Source organism: Pedobacter sp. P26, assembly GCF_050632135.1.
Lineage (GTDB): Bacteria > Bacteroidota > Bacteroidia > Sphingobacteriales > Sphingobacteriaceae > Pedobacter.
Genome location: NZ_CP192574.1, coordinates 5,507,592 through 5,524,454 on the forward strand (window position 1 = coordinate 5,507,592; position 16,863 = coordinate 5,524,454).

General features: G+C 40.8%; 13 protein-coding genes and 1 tRNA gene. 2 read left to right on the forward strand and 12 right to left on the reverse strand.

Annotated features, from left to right (window positions below):
* Positions 1–283 precede the first annotated feature (283 nt).
* Positions 284–898 carry a hypothetical protein gene (locus ACQ86H_RS25500; protein WP_138819829.1) on the forward strand — a complete coding sequence of 205 codons (615 nt, stop codon included), beginning with the start codon at positions 284–286 and terminating at the stop codon, positions 896–898.
* Positions 899–1,974: 1,076 nt separating this feature from the next.
* Positions 1,975–2,388 (forward strand): VOC family protein, encoded by a 414-nt coding sequence (locus ACQ86H_RS25505; RefSeq protein ID WP_138819827.1) that lies wholly within the window; start codon positions 1,975–1,977, stop codon positions 2,386–2,388.
* Positions 2,389–2,621: 233 nt separating this feature from the next.
* Here ACQ86H_RS25505 and ACQ86H_RS25510 read toward each other — a convergent pair whose 3' ends face one another.
* The 12 genes from ACQ86H_RS25510 to ACQ86H_RS25565 form a co-directional block, all read right to left on the reverse strand.
* A complete protein-coding gene (locus ACQ86H_RS25510) occupies positions 2,622–2,777 on the reverse strand; it encodes a peroxiredoxin family protein (RefSeq protein WP_431292912.1) in 156 nt (51 codons plus the stop codon).
* Positions 2,778–2,812: 35 nt separating this feature from the next.
* Positions 2,813–3,739 (reverse strand): redoxin domain-containing protein, encoded by a 927-nt coding sequence (locus ACQ86H_RS25515; protein WP_431292913.1) that lies wholly within the window; start codon positions 3,737–3,739, stop codon positions 2,813–2,815.
* 1 nt (position 3,740) lies between these two features.
* Complete coding sequence (locus ACQ86H_RS25520) at positions 3,741–4,913, reverse strand: TlpA disulfide reductase family protein (protein ID WP_138819823.1); 1,173 nt, start codon at positions 4,911–4,913, stop codon at positions 3,741–3,743.
* Positions 4,914–4,926: 13 nt separating this feature from the next.
* Positions 4,927–6,342 carry a RagB/SusD family nutrient uptake outer membrane protein gene (locus ACQ86H_RS25525; RefSeq protein ID WP_138819821.1) on the reverse strand — a complete coding sequence of 472 codons (1,416 nt, stop codon included), beginning with the start codon at positions 6,340–6,342 and terminating at the stop codon, positions 4,927–4,929.
* Positions 6,343–6,394: 52 nt separating this feature from the next.
* Positions 6,395–8,569, reverse strand: a complete 2,175-nt coding sequence (locus tag ACQ86H_RS25530) for a TonB-dependent receptor domain-containing protein (RefSeq protein ID WP_431292914.1) — start codon at positions 8,567–8,569, stop codon at positions 6,395–6,397.
* A complete protein-coding gene (locus ACQ86H_RS25535; RefSeq protein ID WP_431292915.1) occupies positions 8,461–8,964 on the reverse strand; it encodes a hypothetical protein in 504 nt (167 codons plus the stop codon). The genes ACQ86H_RS25530 and ACQ86H_RS25535 overlap by 109 nt, the downstream gene beginning before the upstream one ends.
* Positions 8,882–9,898 (reverse strand): carboxypeptidase-like regulatory domain-containing protein, encoded by a 1,017-nt coding sequence (locus ACQ86H_RS25540; RefSeq protein ID WP_431292916.1) that lies wholly within the window; start codon positions 9,896–9,898, stop codon positions 8,882–8,884. Before ACQ86H_RS25540 ends, ACQ86H_RS25535 begins: the two co-directional genes overlap by 83 nt.
* 259 nt (positions 9,899–10,157) lie before the next feature.
* Positions 10,158–11,330, reverse strand: coding sequence for a FecR family protein (locus tag ACQ86H_RS25545; RefSeq protein ID WP_431292917.1), 1,173 nt, complete (start codon positions 11,328–11,330; stop codon positions 10,158–10,160).
* 76 nt (positions 11,331–11,406) lie between these two features.
* Complete coding sequence (locus tag ACQ86H_RS25550) at positions 11,407–11,967, reverse strand: RNA polymerase sigma-70 factor (RefSeq protein WP_138819815.1); 561 nt, start codon at positions 11,965–11,967, stop codon at positions 11,407–11,409.
* Positions 11,968–12,495: 528 nt separating this feature from the next.
* Positions 12,496–12,572, reverse strand: a tRNA-Asn gene (locus tag ACQ86H_RS25555).
* A 527-nt stretch (positions 12,573–13,099) separates the two neighbouring features.
* Positions 13,100–13,258 (reverse strand): hypothetical protein, encoded by a 159-nt coding sequence (locus tag ACQ86H_RS25560; protein WP_168202550.1) that lies wholly within the window; start codon positions 13,256–13,258, stop codon positions 13,100–13,102.
* A gap of 287 nt (positions 13,259–13,545) precedes the next feature.
* The gene (locus ACQ86H_RS25565; RefSeq protein ID WP_431292918.1) at positions 13,546–16,803 is read right to left on the reverse strand and encodes a carboxypeptidase regulatory-like domain-containing protein; all 3,258 of its coding nucleotides are present in this window, start codon (positions 16,801–16,803) and stop codon (positions 13,546–13,548) included.
* Between the last annotated feature and the right edge of the window lie 60 nt (positions 16,804–16,863).

Here is a 16,863-nt window from a genome sequence, read left to right on the forward strand (position 1 = left end):
TTACCAAAATTTTCTGCTCTGAACAAAGCAACGAAAACTAATTTTAAGAAAGAAGACAAAGTACACGAGCGTAGGCTTTTGGGGGATAAGTGTTTTTTAGGCTGGAATAATAGAATGGAAATAGTCCGAAGTCGGGAGTCAATTGCGCAAAAGAACTAACATATTTTAGTGCGCGCTGCGTTATCTTTAAATCTGCGGGAGAAACAAAAAGATCAGTCTGGTGTAGCGTCTGTCTGTATTTTTACGTTTTATGGAGGAACACTAATCTAAAAATCACATCTCTATGAAAAACCTGCTCCTTCTATTTATTGTTTTCGCATTTGTTTCTTGTAAAAAATCAGAAAGATATGGTCCGCTGAACTTAAAAAACGGACAGGAAGTTGAATTATTGGTAAGCCCTCGTTATGCTGCAGATAATGATGTACTTTTAAAATTGCCCGGCAATGTAGATGCCGGAGCTTCGCTTTCGGGGTTTGATCAGCGGGAGCCCGGTTATACTTACCGCATTAAAGCGAGGTTCAACCGCGATGAAGTGCCCCTTCAAGACGGGCCTGAATACTACTTTATTTTCGAAAAGATAATCAGCAAAGAGCAGTATAAAGGAAGTGAATCTTTTACCGTGCAGCTGATTACTTCTTATATACCTGGAGGACCAGTAATAAGACTGAGCAAAACTGGAAATGACTATTATCTGATTCCAGGTAAGTTACAGCTCACTTATGCAAACAGTACTGTTCAGAACGAGCTGGAGGAAATCTGGTTGAACGCACAGGAAATCCGTGCAAACTGGCAAAATGGACAACGGCCAAAATGGAAGGCCATTAAAGCTACAGTAGTTCACGATCCGCAGAAGTTTGGAAAGGCCTATTTAGTACAACAGATACAATTTATTGATTAGCGAAAAATATGGGCCTTAGGTAAAATGGATGAAAGATGGACGTAAATCTGATACCATATAATCAATATCATCAAGTTAAACACTTCGGTTGTCGTCTGAGCGTAATCGAAGACTTCTCAGGATTCATAATCTAAAGTAAATACCCCTCAACTACGCTACAATTGACAGATTTAAATAGACTGGTCGTCATCCCGACCGCAGCAACGCGAAGTGGAGAGATCTATCAAAACAGATTTAGATTAGCAAAGCCTTCGGGTTCTCGACTGCGTTGCACTTTGCTCGAAATGACACCCCTTGTATATCTGTCATCAACCCTCCAATGTATTTGAAAAATTCTAGCTTCTATCAATAACAGATCTTATAAGAAAGGTCGTTATTGTGAGCCACCAAGCAATCTAAAATCGCACACTGTTAGCGATCGTCGTAAGATTGCTTCGCCGGCTGAAAAAGCCTTCTTGTAATGAAGTTTATGTAAACAACTAATCTATAGTGTTATTTTTTTGACCGTATAAGACATTTAAGGGCCATATAATATAAGCTTATATGGTGTGAAAGCCTGGAGGATTATTTAATGAATTAGATGTTATTGGTGTCTAAGGTGGTTAATTAAACTGGGTAGTCTTTAATTTTTGCGACCACTTTAGACATCTTAGCTCAATGAGTTTTGCAGGATGCAAATCTTAAATCTAATACGTTAGAAAGCGAATATAGGATCATTCCTATTTTTTCAGGCCAAAGACCTGATGCTTTCTTATAATGACGACCCCTCGGGGAGATTTATTTCCATTAATTCTACCGCCATTTATATTGACTTTTACCATAAATTACCCCTCAGGGTGACATCTTTTTTGCAATTTATTCCTTAACTTAATGGTATTGACCTTACGCTAGCCAAGCAACGCTGCGTGCTTGGCGCCTTCCCTTAGCGCTCTTTGCGGTAAAAAATAGAGAATATTAAATCTTTTGGTTTGGCAAGCCATCAATAAGTCGCGTTTTACCCCTTAACTTGTCGTTTTTGCACATTAATACCTATGTAGCTTTAGTATACCTTTGAATATACTAAATCATAAAACCACATGGCAACTCAAATTTTTGTAAACCTGGCTGTTAACGATCTTAACAGATCTGTAGAATTTTTCACCAAACTAGGTTATACTTTTAACCCACAATTTACCGATGAAAAAGCAACCTGTATGATTATAAGCGAAACGATTTACGTGATGCTGCTTACCAGAACCTTTTTTCAAACCTTTACAGAAAAAGAAATTATAGATGCCCACAAAGCTATAGAAACCTCCATTGCAATATCGGCTGAAAGTAAGGATGCAGTTAACGAAATGGTAGATAAAGCGGTAGCTGCAGGCGCCACTATACCTAATCCGGCTACTGATTACGGCTTTATGTACCAGCATAGCTTTGATGATCTTGATGGTCACCATTGGGAATATGTATGGATGGACCCGAACGGCATGCCTGAACAGCAGGGCTAATAAAAAAAGTATATAAATATAAAAAAAGGTAAGCAACGGATCCGTGTTTACCTTTTTTTGGAATTTATTTGAATGTGGTTATACTAATTGATCAGTGATTGGTTATCGTGCTTTGATAATATAGTCTTAGCGGGATGCTAAGACGAGTGAGTGCGAAAGTTAATTAAACAACTTAAAAGGGTGCCCAAAAAGGTAGGACACCCTTTTAATGATTTTATAGATCTGTCTAATTACTATTTGAAGATGCCTGCCAGGGTTTTGTTCAGTTCCTCTCCTCTTAAATCTTTACCTACTACCTTACCTTCCGGATCAAGCAGAAAGCTTGCCGGCACAGATTTTACGCCATAAGCTTTTACCGCAGCGTTCGACCAGGCTTGCAGATCCGACACATGCGTCCAGGTGAGCCCATCAGCTGCGATGGCTTTTAACCATGCTTCTTTTTTGAATCCAGGGATACACCCAAAATTTCAAAGCCTTTATCATGGTATTTTTTGTAAGCGGCAACTACATTGGGGTTTTCTCTCCTGCAGGGTCCGCACCAGCTTGCCCAGAAATCAACCAGTACATATTTACCTTTAAAATCAGACAACTTCACAATCTTACCATCCTTATCAGGCATCGCAATGGCAGGGGCAACTTTCCCTTTGGCGGTTTTCGCATTGGTTTTTAACGCGGTGATGATTTGTTCGCCAATTTCCGATTGCTGTGCTTCTTTAGTGAGCAGCCCAAAGAACGCTTCGGCCACCGGAAAATTCGGATAACTGATAAAACGATCATAAATGACTGCTGCAGATCCGGCCGAAGCAGGATTTTTGAGGATGTACTGCTTTACAGTTGCAATGTTCATCGTATCCAGAGCCCTGAATTCCCGGTCGAAACCTGCACGGGTAGCCGTATCTTTTTTGCCGGCTTTCTCCGCCTGATCAAGCCGCCTGTAAATATCTCCTGCTTTGGCAGTGATTGTTTTCCAGGGGCCTTTGTAAAAGCCCATCCATACATCCTGTGCAGCAGATCCATTGATGACCACCTGAGATAAACTATCAGGTTTGGTCACATTGATAGCCGAATTCTCCATTATAAAAAGTACTGGATTTTTCAGGCCCTTACTTTCCAATTTATAAAATCCTGGTTTTTTGACCATTCCTTTAAACATAAAGGTACCATTAATAACATTGGCTGAATCTGCAATTACATATTTATCCCCAACGTCGTGACCAAGGTAGATCTTATCTTTAACGGCAGGAAGATTACCGGTCACCACATACTTTCCATTCTGGGCCAATAGCGGGCCTCCATAACATGCCAGTGCCACGGGTACTATGCTTAATATTCTCTTAAATAAAATGTTCATCTTATAATGTTTTTAACTTGGTGATTACTTCTTCCATGCTCATATTTTCCAGTACAACTTTCCCCTGCCCGTCTAACAGGAACATGGCAGGTATCGCCTGTACTTTCCAGGCATTGGCCGTTGCACCATGATCCAGGAAACTTGGCCATGGCAGTTTTTCTTCCTGCTGTGCCTTTAACCAGTCGGCCTCTTTTTTATCAATCGAAATACTAACAATCTGCAAGCCTTTATCTTTATACGCTTCATACACTTTTTTCAGACCGGGAATAGATTTACGGCATGGTACACACCAGGAGGCCCAAAAATCGACCAGCACATATTGATGTCCTTTTTTTAATGCTCCTATTTCCGCAGGCTGCCCGTCCTCATTTTTCGCGTTCAGCAAAGGTGCCTGCTGGCCTTTAAACCCCAGGGGATTAATCAGCTCGCCCAGGATCTTACCGTAGTAACTTTTCTGTGCAGCAGGCGACAGCTCTGCATACATACTTTTGTCTTCCGGAGTGAAATAACTGTAGACATCAAGTGCCAAAAGCGGCCCCCAGAAAGAATCTTTATTGTCGGTCACAATTTTGCGCATATTTGTCTGCGCCTGTTTAAAGAACCCTGATTCATCAGCCATTGCTTTTTTCCAGGCGGGAGTCTGCATGATCGATTTAACCAATGCGGTATCTTTCGCAGCGTATGCCTGGTTTCTCCTGGTCATCACCTCTTTATTGGCTTCCTGATTTGCAAGAAAAAGTGCATTGAGTTCATTCTTGGGCGCAATTTTTTTCATATACTGGTCATTTGCTTCGCTCCCTTTTACCACCACATCAGTAAACTTATAGTATTTGTTTTCTGCCCCGCCCGACAGGGTAGCTGTGGCGGTAACAACAATCTTTCCGGGCTGAAGGACTAATGAGGTTTGCCCGCTGATGCCTGCAGTCCGCAAATAATACAGCCTTGGTTCTGTAGCAATTGTTGCTTGGAGCAGAAAATTACCGTTACTGATTACAGCGGTAGCCACAGGCTGCTCATTTGCATGTGTAGCCCCCGGAAAAAGATCGATACGTGTGCCATCAGGCAAGCCTTTAACCGTACCGTTGATGGTAACCGGCATGGTGACCGCTTTCGCCTGTCCCAGGAAGACGGTTAAGAGTATGAGGAGCAGTAAATGCCCAATTTTCAGTTTCATATTGTATTTTAATCTACTTGTCTACATTTTGTTTGATGGTACCATTACCCGGATTTTTTGAAGCACCCTGTGGAAATGGCATCGTCCAGAGATGAGAATTCGGGGCAAGCGTTAAGGCTTGTCCGGCTTCTGTTTTGCTCAGCGTAACGGCATAGTTAGGATCCTTATTCAGGCGGCGTGCATCAGCAAAAGGTGTAATCCCTAAAATGAGTTCGTTACCTTTGGTTCGCTGGATGAGTTTTACCGCCTCTATGGTGCTAGATGCGCTCAGCGGTGCATATTTTGCAGCAAAGATTCTTTTCACCCGCACAGCATTCAATGTGGCCATCGCACCAGCAACATCGTTGAGACGTGCCTGGCATTCTGCTTTAATCAGGTACACCTCAGTGGTTGTTAAACCACCCACGTTGAAAAAACCAGTGGTGATGCTGGTATAATACGTATCTGCACCAACTGTCCTGAGTTTCCAACGGGAAGCAAATCTTGCATCACCCTGTTCAAAACGTGCTGCACGGTCAACGCGGATCGCCTGTTCCCGTCCGGCATTACTTGATGCACCATGACGGAAATAGTAATTTTCCACATAATTGAAGCCCATTGGTGTAGGTGCATTGCTATAGATACCAACAGCCTCTATCTGCGTTTTGTAGGTATTATAAAATGTTGTCCAGTCAAACAGTTTATCATTGTACTTCAGGGCTTCATTTGCAGCAGCCAGCGCATCGGCATACCTTCCCATTTGCAGAAGTATTCTTGCTTTCAGCGCATTTGCCGATCCGAGATTGGGATGCAGTACCGTTGCGCTGGTAGCGCCTAAAGCAGGAATAGCCTCATTAATATCCTTCAGCATGAAATCATATAGTTCTTTGATCGATACCTGAGTATAAGCAGCGCCAATATCAGCACTAAGGATCAACGGTACAGATAATTTGGTAGCTGCGTTTGTTTCTTCATAGGTGTCTGCATAGTAATTGGCCAGGATATCATAATCCATCGCCCTTAATACTTTCGCCTGTCCGATCAGTTCCGCTTTTTGGGCCTCCGTCCCCTCTGTTGTTCCCGCTGCCTTTTCAATAATCAGGTTGCTGGTATTGATCCCTTTGTAATTATTATAGTAAGTACCTTCATCGGCATTGTTCAATGCAATCCTGTTGGCCGATTCATCCCAGTTGTAATTCGCCTTGTATAGGGGATAGTAATTCAGGTTGCTGCTGGTCTCAAATTTGTCATTAAGCAAAAGCACTGCCTGGGTGATATCTGAACGGTGGTTACCATACTCGTCGCGGATCAACGCCTCATAATCTGACAGCGTAGTAGGGATCTGGCCATTACCTACAGGAAGGATATCAATAAATTTTTTGCAGCTGCTAAAGCTCAACACTGAAGCAAGAGCGGCTAATTTTATGGTGTTTGAAAATATATTTTTCATCACTTATGTCTTTAAATATTGTTTGCTGCTAAATGCAGTATAAAATAGTTTCCTAGAAATTAAGATAAGCACCCCATACATAATTAGGAGTAAGGTATCCGTTGAGCAGGTATTTTGCAGTTTTGGATTTGGCCAATGTAAAGGCGTTCTCCACATTAAACTGGAAACGTATATTACTCAGTCCTGCTTTTTTAGCGATCAGTTGAGGTACGTTATAGGCAAGAGAAATATTTCTCAGTCGCATATTAGTCGCATCCAGCACATTGATATCTGCATACCTGTAGATGTCAGCACTCTGACTATTATAGCTAGGGTCTTCAGCAAAAACAACTTTAGGGATATTGGTCTTCAGTTCATCGCCCGGATTTCTCCACCTGTTTACAATATCTTTGTTCACTGCAGAAATTTGCGTAACATAACCGTTGAGGGCACCATTATAGCTGGCTCCCAATACAGGTAAAAATGTATCCCTCATTTTATGACCGCCCTCAAAAGTAAGCAGGAAGGATAGGCTGAAGTTTTGATAGGAAAGCGTACTGTTCACTGATCCGCTGTATTTTGGAACGGTCGATCCGCTGTAGACAATAGATTGCAGCGTAGCCGGTGAAGCCTGTACCTTCTCTCCCTTTTCATTGTAAACCTGTGGCAATCCTGTATTACTCAAACCAGCCCATTGATAACTGTAAATGGCATTGTATGGATTTCCGATACGTGGGAATGATTGCGGATAATCAAGCTGAAGCACATAAAAAGGTGCCTCTATGTTAACGTAAGTAACTTTATTTTTGTTAAAGGCATACTGCATCCCTAAATTCCAGATCAGGTCTTTGCCACGGATGATATCACCTGACAAGGCCAGTTCAACTCCCTGATTCAGCATCTCTCCGTTATTGATCACGTAGGTTGAATAACCGAACCCTTCGGTCGGCACACCCTGCGTGTTGGCCAGCAAATCCTTGCCACTTTTATGGTAGTAGTCAACCGATCCCGATAGGCGGTTTTTAAAAATTGCGAAATCCAGACCGGCATTGGTGGTCGTAGTTTTTTCCCATGACAGCAATGGGTTTGGCCTGCTGCCTATGATCGCCTGCAAACCTCCCACGTTATAGTTAGGGTTGAAATTGAAAGTGGTAAACGGTGCACTGTTGGTGTAAACATTACCGCCGATGCCATGCGAAGCACGTAATTTCAATCTATCCACCCAGTCTGCATTAAAGAATGATTCCTTATCGATATTCCAGCCGGCACCGAATGACCAGATTGGTGTATTCTGGTATTTCGAACTTGTGCCCCAAAGGTTTGATTTGTCCCAGCGGATGCTACCTGTAAAGAGATACTTTTCATCATAGGCATAGCCAACATTACTATAGAAGGAGACAAAACGCTCTATATTGATTCTGTTAACAGCCGCATCTCTTGTGGTAAAACTTCCTCCTCCGAGGATATTACCAGGGTAGCTACCCAATAAAGGCTGGTTAACCAGGCTGTAGGTTAATGTACTTGGATTATAGTTGTAAAGAGACTGATTATCATATTCAATTTTTCTGTTCCTGATCTCAGACCCTAAAATTGCAGTGAAGCTATGTTTATCTCCAAAAGTTTTATCAACGTTTAACTGCTGGCGGAAGTTATAGGCATTATTGAACTGATTTTCCCTGTAATTAATATTTCCGTAAGGCAGATTAAAGATTGCCTGTCCGCCACTCACAGGATTGAAAGAAGCAAAACTATTTACCTTGCTGCGAACAAAATAGGTGTTTTTATCATATAGCTGATTCAGCCTGCTCGTTGCATACTCATATTGAAAACTTGATTTGTAAGACAACCAGTCGGTTATTTTTGCACCCAGGCGCACAAACGACCTGCTGGTAAAGTTCTTTGTTTTACCAATGCTCATTGCCTGTTCATCCAATGGCGTAATGTCCATATTGTACAGCCGGTTATTATTAATCAGTGACATGTTATTGGCTGATAAACGGGATGCAGCAGTAGAGGTAAAGTTACTTCCGTCTGCATTCACCAGCCTGTCATACGGTAAAAATGTATAACCTGGCGACAACGTGTTGTAAGGTTGGATCTGGCCTTCATTATAGGACAGGAATGTGCTCAGCTCCATGGTTAGCCATTTATTAATCTGAGTGGTATTGTTGATGTTGATGCCAAGTGATTCATCACCCGCATATTTATCCTGTGTTTTGTTATTGCGGTAAGTTGCAGAAGTGTACAAAGCATTTTTTCTGTCGCGTTGCCAATACTCAGGTTATACTGCTGATAAAAAGGACTGCGCTTGCTGTACTTTTCAACGTCATCATAATACTGGTATCCACCGGCGGCCAGCTGGCCTAATTTTGTATTGAGATCCGCCTGTGAAAGGGTACCAGCAGCATTTTTCAGAATAGCATTGATACCCTGGCTTGGGTAAGCCACATTCTGCAGTAAATTGGCCGCGTAGGTGCCGGCATTTGCACCGCGTAAATTCGGGTTATTGGCCGCCCATTCCTTCTCCAGGTCAACAATATCGGCTGAATTGGTCAGGTTATTAGTGTATTGCCTGTAGGGAGAAAGCGTAAATGTACCGGAAGCAGCGATTTGCGGCTTGCCTTTTTTGCTTTTTGGTAACAATAACGATAACACCATTGGAAGCACGTGCCCCATAAATAGATGCAGCAGCAGCATCTTTCAGTACCGTAATGCTTTCAATGTCTTCCAGGTTCAGTCCCGGTATGCCTTCGGCTACGCTATTGTTGGCATCCAGTTTCAGGTTTTCTACAGGAAAGCCATCAATCACATATAAAGGCTGTACCAATCCGTTCATCGAAGTTGTTCCCCTAATCAGGCCGTTGTTATAACCTGGAATCCTGCCTTCCAGCAGTGACTGCATACTACTCAAACGCTGTTGATCAAGTTGTTTGGATGATACCGTAGAAAATGATCCTGTTACACGTTCTTTAGACAGGGTTTGATATCCTGTGGAAACGGTCACTTCATCCAGCTGCCCTGTTTGAACGGCCAGGATGATATTACCCAGATTTTCCGAAGCATTGATTTCCCTGGTCTGATAGCCTAAAAATGTAATCACCAGCACAGCATCTTCATCAACATCCTTTAATGTAAACTCGCCATCAGTATTGGTCACTGTCTGTTTTTTCAGTCCCTTTACGCCTACAGTAGCGCCGGGAAGCGGCAGATTCTTTTCATCCAGCACCTTTCCGGTAATATCGATCGATTGAAATTGTTTGATAATTTTTTCCAGGAATGCAGGGGCTTTCTTTCTAACCAGTACAGATTTGTTAGTGATCGTGAACTCCAGCGACTGGTTTTTAAATATCTGATCCAGAACGTCACTTAATTCCGCATTTTTAACATCGATCGTCACTTTTTTGGAATTCTTTAATATAGAATTCGTAATGACAAAATCATAACCGCTCTGGTCGCTGATCTGATCAAAAATGGTAAACAATTCAGCATTTCTGGCTGACAAAGTGATTTTCTGTGCGTAGGTGCCCGCACTTACTTGCATGAAAACAGCAAGCATGAGTAGAGTGGTTAGCTTCATAACTCTCCATAAGTTATACTGCGCGCTGAAAAAGCGCACTAGTTTAGTGCAAATTTGGTACATTTGGTAAGTAGGTTGTTGCTTCAAGCCTTGTATTTTCGAGATCGCGGCTTTTAGCGGTTAGTTGACAATTTTTGTTAATTCCCAGCCTTTTGTTACCAGTTCGATTGGCGTCGGACTGGTATTTTATTTCTGGAGCACATCCTCCTGTGGTTCCAGGGATGGACTTTGAATTTCCTATAGAGTAGATAGTAGATTTTTATTGTATAACCGTCACCCTCCTTCCCTCAACTTTAAATTTAACATCATTAGAATAGCTCAGCATATTTAATACTTCGCTTATATTTTTACGCCGTGAAATATTACCATTAAATTTCTCACCAGATACCTTGCCTGTATATACTACGTCGATATCGTACCAGCGGATAATTTTTGCCATTACATCCTCAATCGGCTCATTTCTGAAACGGAAATAACCATTTTTCCAGGCCATCACATTTTTAATGTCCGCAGGTTCAACGATGATATCCCGCCCATCCTGTACTATCGATTGCTCTCCGGGTTTGATGATTTTTCCCTGTTCCAAATGATTTGACACATGCACGCTTCCTTCGAGTAGTGTAGTCACTGTTGTGTGGTGATCAGCGTAGCTATTGATATTGAAATGTGTACCGAGTACCTGTACCTCCTGAAGGTTGGTTTTTACGATAAAAGGGTGTGTTTTGTCTTTTGCAATTTCAAAATAGGCCTCACCTGTAAGTTCAACCTCACGCAATTTCGCCGATGCAAATGATGCAGGAAACCTGATAGAGGAGGATGCATTCAGCCATACTTCACTTTGGTCTGGCAGGCGAAGCCGGTAAGTTTCCCCCACGGCTGTCGATAAGGTATGGATATGTGTACCTGCAGCCAATTTATCATCTTTTACAGTATAAACGACTTGTCCGTCGGCAGTTTTACTGATCACGATCCCTGCTTCATTGGCCAGTTTGCCATCATTGGCAGTAGATAATACTATCTTTTTGCCGTTATCCAGGGTAAGTGTTGCGGTGTTTCTGCCTGGAGGAATATCGTTCCTGATCATATTGACCAGATTTTGTGGCCGCTGCTGATCGCTGTGATAAATAAAGCTGATTCCGATAATGAGCAACACCGCCGCAGCCGCGATGCTGAACCAAAGTTTACGCAACTTACCCTTGCTCCGCACAGCAGAGGTTATCTCGATGTGCGCTTTTAATTCACCCCACTTTTTATGGGTATGAAAAGAAGAGTAGGTTTTCAATGCGTCAGCAGATTCATCCCTGATGGCACGAAGTTCCGCTAAAAGCACCTGTTCATCGGCGCTCAGGGAATTTGACGACTGTTCATCTGCTTCCAGTTTGTCTAAAAGCTTATGCCAGTCAGGAGTAAAAGGGCTGAGTTCTTTATCCATATCAACACACTGTCGTAGCTGTATCGAAAATGGGTGACAGCAAATCGGGAAATCTCTATTTTTTTTCAAAATAAATCTAAAAACGCCCTGATAATGAAGAAAAGGCAATAAAAGCAAGAATGGCATGATTACGAAGCGCTGAATAAGCCCTGCTTAATTGTGTTTTGACCGTATTGATTGAAATATTTTGCTTTTTAGCAATATCTGCATAGCTCATTTTATCTACCGCATGCATAATAAAGATATTTTGTCTGTTTTCAGGCAGTTTCTGAATCAGTTCGACAATTTTTATATAACGCTGATGTCTGATTTCGTCATATTCCAGCTCCTTGTCTTGTTCCTGTTCCTCTTCCAGAGCGGCCAGCATCGAATTCCTCTTTTCAGTTACTGCATTTTTGCGCAGAAAATCAATACATTTATATTTTACTGCCCTGCGTGCGTAGGCTTCGAAACCTGTGGTCAGTTGAATAGTATGACGCCTCTGCCAGAAGTCTATGAAAAAGTCCTGCACCATATCTTCCGCCGTAAACTCATCATGAACGTATTGCATCGCCACAGCACACAGAAATTGATGGTTTCTTCGAAACATTGTTTCGAATTCGTAGATATTGAGTCTTTTACTATCTTCTCCTTCCATTAATTAAACGCTAATGAATGACATAGTTAGTTAAAAGCTATGAATTTACGAAATGAATGTATCATCCATAACCTGTCGCAGAGAAAGTGTGTTGTTTCAATGAACCTCTGCTAGTTTTTTGTGATAAATTCTGGTCTTTACATTGCGCGTGCCATCGTTTTCCGTAATGGTAAACGTGGAGTTTTGCATCAACTGTTGACATTTTAACTTGAGAAAATTGCGTTTACGGGTACCGGAAGCCCTAAATCTTGGAGTTTTCTTTATTAAATATTTGTAAAAGTCATACGTTAAATTCTATAGTTTTTCCTGTAAAACTTAACATTGTTGGCTACTGAAAGGACAAAATGGAGTATGAAGCTTCCTATTATGGAAATAAAAAACCTCATCCTATTAGCTAGAAATGGATTTTTTATGTGATTTTCAGAATGAAATCTTTGCTCCCTCTGCTGGGCTTTTCTTCTTCTGCGCTCAAGATAAACTTCTCGCCCAGCCCTAAACGCAAAAACCCACAACTTTCATTGTGGGTTTTGGCTCCCTCTGCTGGGCTCGAACCAGCGACCCTCTGATTAACAGTCAGATGCTCTAACCAGCTGAGCTAAGAAGGATTACTGGTTATTTCCTTAAACGAAGTTTATTTACACTTTTCAGCTAAATACCCTTGCTCGTTTTGGGAGTGCAATATTAGTGCTTTTAAACTATTTATGCAAAAAAACATTAAAGAATTATTAAAACACACTAATAATTAACCAGTTAAAAAAATACAACTCAAGAGTAATTGTTGAGCACAATTAAAAGCTACCTTAAATGGCATTTACCGCACTGGAAGATGGCAATACACAGTGCGCCTGTGTCATCCAGGCGCCATTAATGCCTTAAGATCAGTCATATCAGCTTTTGGCTAAGCGTAGCCCTTAAACAATAATGCCCAAATTCTTTACGTCTTTCTTTAATTTTAACGCTGATCTGTAAAAGAATCTCTTCTTGGATGCTAAAATGGGGATTAATAGCGCTAGTGTATTATTTTTTATTCCTGTAATCTAAATCAGCAATCGCTTAAGTTACGTGTTCACATTTTTTAACATGGTAATAAAAACAAATCGCCACCATTTTTTGATGGCAGCGATAATAAAAATTAACGGTAATGTCCTGGCACCCAATGCCGACCACCATAAGGGTCAATATTATAATGCCCACGCACCCAATGTGCCCTTGGTACACGCGCACTTACCACGCATGCACTAAAATTAACCGCCATAACCAACAAGAGCAATACATTTACAATCCTTTTCATAACCTAACCTTTTTAAATTGAAAAATAAATTCAAGCTTATACTGTGTGTTTTATTTTGACGGATGCATTGTAAAAAAGTTTAATTGGTTAATTGTTTACAAAAATATTTGCTCTTATTAAGATGACAATAGAACACGTCCTCTCGACTGAATCGCAGTAAAATGGAGAGATCTATCAGTTAAATTTCTCTACTTTGGGTCGATATGATGATTGATCTCAAGCCAAAACAAAAACGGCCTGACCTTTTTCAAGTCAGACCGTCATATATATTTTTATTTAAAAAAAGATTAAAAACTATATCTCAATCCCAATTGCATCTGGTAACGTGAGGCAAAGAAATCTTTTGAATAAGAGGTTACATCTTTTTGTGCAAAAGTATAAACCGGGTAAGCGGTTGGCGTTCCCGCAGTTCCAACTTTGATACCCATACTAGCCATCGAGTTGAATGTATTAGGAGAAAAATACTGAATACCCCAATCTTTATTTAGCAAATTAGTCAGGTTAATGATATCGTAAGTTAAAGTAAGTACGTGTGGATGTTTTCCTTTTGCAACCTGAATATCCTGAGAGAAACGGAAATCAGCCTGTACATTCCAAGGGGTACGTGCACCATTACGTTCTGTAAAATTGCCACGACGGCTGCTTAGGTATTTATCACTATTGATGTAGCTATCAAACGCTGCTGCCTGTGCAATTCCATCAGCTGTATTGGCAAAAAATTTCTGTGTTTCGCCAGCTGCCGGAACATACATTAAACTTACGGTTTGTCCGGTTCCATTGATTGTACTGTTCACCAAACCCAATGAATAAGGAGAACCTGATTGACCACTGAAGAACAAAGAGAAGTTAGAAACGTATTTACCGTTTTTAGCCCAATCTAATCTATAATTGATGGTAGAGATAATCCTGTTGCGGATATCGAAGTTAGAATAAGCCAAACCTGGGTTATTTGGGTTAAGCGCCTGGTTTAACTGCCAGTTAGATTCCATCGAGTTCCGTATACCGTTTGCAATATCTTTTGACTGACCATAAGTATAAGCCACCATTACATCTAAACCAAATGGTAAAGATTTACTCACCTGTCCTGTTAAGGAATATTTATATCCTTGATCGGTATTTGATAATAAATAAGCATTTGTATACTTGTTATTAATCTTCCCATTTCCGTACGCTCCAGAAGACGTACTATAAATTGGTTGTTGCTGCTGTGTATCATAAACCATGTATTTTGGATTATCTACATAGTTAATTTGCTGGAAAGCAACATCCTTAATAACCTTGCTATAAATACCCTCTACGGTAAATTTCCAGTTATCCTGTGTTTTGAAATCAAAGCCTAGGTTACTTCTCCATGCTTTTGGCATTTTAAAATTATTATCTACTAAATCTACTTGTGTTGCACCATTTGCATCGTTAATGTTTACGCCTTGTTTAGCGGCGTATCCTGCTTCGCCATTTCCACCTAATGCATCTTTAATTGGATCGGTACCAGGAACTTGCGTCACAACCTTGTTTCCTGTTGCAGGTTTAAGATCATAGGCACCATAGTTAACACCATTATTATAATACGCATAACCTAACCAGGCAAAAGGTACACGACTGGTAAATAAACCACTACCACCGCGTACAATCAAACTTTGATCACCTAATGCATCGAAGTTAAAACCTAATCTTGGTGAAATCTGAACTTTATTTAAAAACTTATTATTAATGTTTGAAGGTTGGGTATAGGTATAAGTTGTACCATAGTTGGGATCAACTGGTGAGTTAGTTGTTTTACTACTCAAAGTTGGCATGGTTGGTAAATCAGCCATATCGAAACGCAAACCTAAGGTAAGTTTAAATTTATCGCTCAAACGCATTTCATCCTGCCCATAAGCGCTATAAAGATTAACATTGAATTTAGCGGTTGGATTCGCAATAATATTATCGCGGGTGTTATCAGCATAATCAAAACTTGTACGTACCCTTTTTGGCCTGTTATTTAAGAAGTCATCAACACTATCATAAGCTACCCTACCGTTCCAGGCATTTACAAAACCATAATTGATTTTATAAAATTCATTGTGCGTACCCACCGTAAAATTATGTATGCCCTTGCTGAATGAATAGTTATCTGTTAGCTCAAAAGTATTTTGCTTCATGTTAAAAATACTTGCTTCTCTATCCGTACCCAGGAAAATAGTACCACCATTAGAGCCAATTTCAATTTGTGGAATGGCAGGATCAGAAAGTGGTGTACGGAAATCGTGTACAGTTGAGTAACCTAAAATCAGGTTATTTGTAGCAGAATTGTTAAACCTTGTTTTTAAGTCAGCAACGGTTGAAGTTTGGTTATTATTCTGCTTAAAATCGATACTGCCAAACCTGAAGTTAGACTGGTCTCTTTCTAAGTTAGTAGCCTTTGAAACGATGGTATTGTTTCTGATGGTTAATTGTGTACTTTCACTGATATTCCAATCTAATCGATTAAAAAACTTATTAGACTGAGAGTAGATGTTATAATCACCATAAGCACCAGCATCTAAACCATAAGCATTTTTCATACGATCTGAAATTTGTTGGGCCTGAGACAATGAAATAATACCCTGCGGAGAACCTGCACCTAAAATTACCGGATCCTGACGGCGGGTAATTTCCTCATTGGTGAAGAAAAACAACTTATCTTTTATAATCGGAAAACCAACACGGAAACCGGTTTGATAATCGTGGAAAGCTGATGGTTCTTTGCTGTTATCGCCGATTTTATTTCTACCGATCAATGAAGCATTACGGCCATAACCGTAAACCGATCCTACTACCTCGTTGGTACCACCACGCGTAACAGCGTTAATACTACCACCTAAAAAGTTACCTACCTTAACATCGTAAGGAGAAAGTAGAACGGTAACATCCTGGATTGCGTCAAGCGAAACTGGATTGGTACGTGTACTGCTTCCCGGCATACCAGAACTTCCGCTCTGGCCACCCAATGAAGGACTGAAACCAATGGCGTCGTTGTTAATCGCACCATCAATGGTTACGTTATTGTACCTGAAGTTGGTACCACCAAAAGTATTGTCTTTACTACCTTGAGGCGTTACACGGGTAACATCCTGCAAACTGCGGTTCATGGTTGGTAAGGTTTTAATCTGACCTTCGCCAATACTGGTACCTGCACCAGATTTTGTTCCGCCCTTTTGGCCCTTAATACTTACATCAGCCAGTTGATTACCCTGCTCCTGAAGATCAAGATCGAGTTTTACATCTGAGCCAAGGGTTAAATAAATGTTTTCTTTTACTACTGGGCTATAACCTACAAAGGTTACAGTGATTTTGTATGGTCCACCAGGATTTAAATTACCAATGCGGTAAAGTCCAGATTCGTTTGACGAACCTTTGGACACTGTTCCTGTAGGAACGTGTACCATAACGATGGTTGCACCAGGGATGATACCTTTGTTATCCTTAATCTTTCCATTAATACTAGACGTGGTAACCTGCGCCTGAGCAAACGTGACCAGGAGTACAAGAATACTTACTAGAGATAGTATACGTGATTTCATTTTCTGTTATTTTATTTTGCACAAAACAACAGTCTTAATGTTAACTCAATATTAACATGA

Bases quoted from the DNA above. Each gene is read 5' to 3' on its own strand.
- ACQ86H_RS25545 (WP_431292917.1), bottom strand. From the start codon at position 11,330: ATGGATAAAGAACTCAGCCCTTTTACTCCTGACTGGCATAAGCTTTTA.
- ACQ86H_RS25560 (WP_168202550.1), bottom strand. From the start codon at position 13,258: ATGAAAAGGATTGTAAATGTATTGCTCTTGTTGGTTATGGCGGTTAAT.
- ACQ86H_RS25505 (WP_138819827.1), top strand. From the start codon at position 1,975: ATGGCAACTCAAATTTTTGTAAACCTGGCTGTTAACGATCTTAACAGA.
- ACQ86H_RS25515 (WP_431292913.1), bottom strand. From the start codon at position 3,739: ATGAACATTTTATTTAAGAGAATATTAAGCATAGTACCCGTGGCACTG.
- ACQ86H_RS25550 (WP_138819815.1), bottom strand. From the start codon at position 11,967: ATGGAAGGAGAAGATAGTAAAAGACTCAATATCTACGAATTCGAAACA.
- ACQ86H_RS25525 (WP_138819821.1), bottom strand. From the start codon at position 6,342: ATGAAAAATATATTTTCAAACACCATAAAATTAGCCGCTCTTGCTTCA.
- ACQ86H_RS25540 (WP_431292916.1), bottom strand. From the start codon at position 9,898: ATGAAGCTAACCACTCTACTCATGCTTGCTGTTTTCATGCAAGTAAGT.
- ACQ86H_RS25565 (WP_431292918.1), bottom strand. From the start codon at position 16,803: ATGAAATCACGTATACTATCTCTAGTAAGTATTCTTGTACTCCTGGTC.
- ACQ86H_RS25520 (WP_138819823.1), bottom strand. From the start codon at position 4,913: ATGAAACTGAAAATTGGGCATTTACTGCTCCTCATACTCTTAACCGTC.
- ACQ86H_RS25500 (WP_138819829.1), top strand. From the start codon at position 284: ATGAAAAACCTGCTCCTTCTATTTATTGTTTTCGCATTTGTTTCTTGT.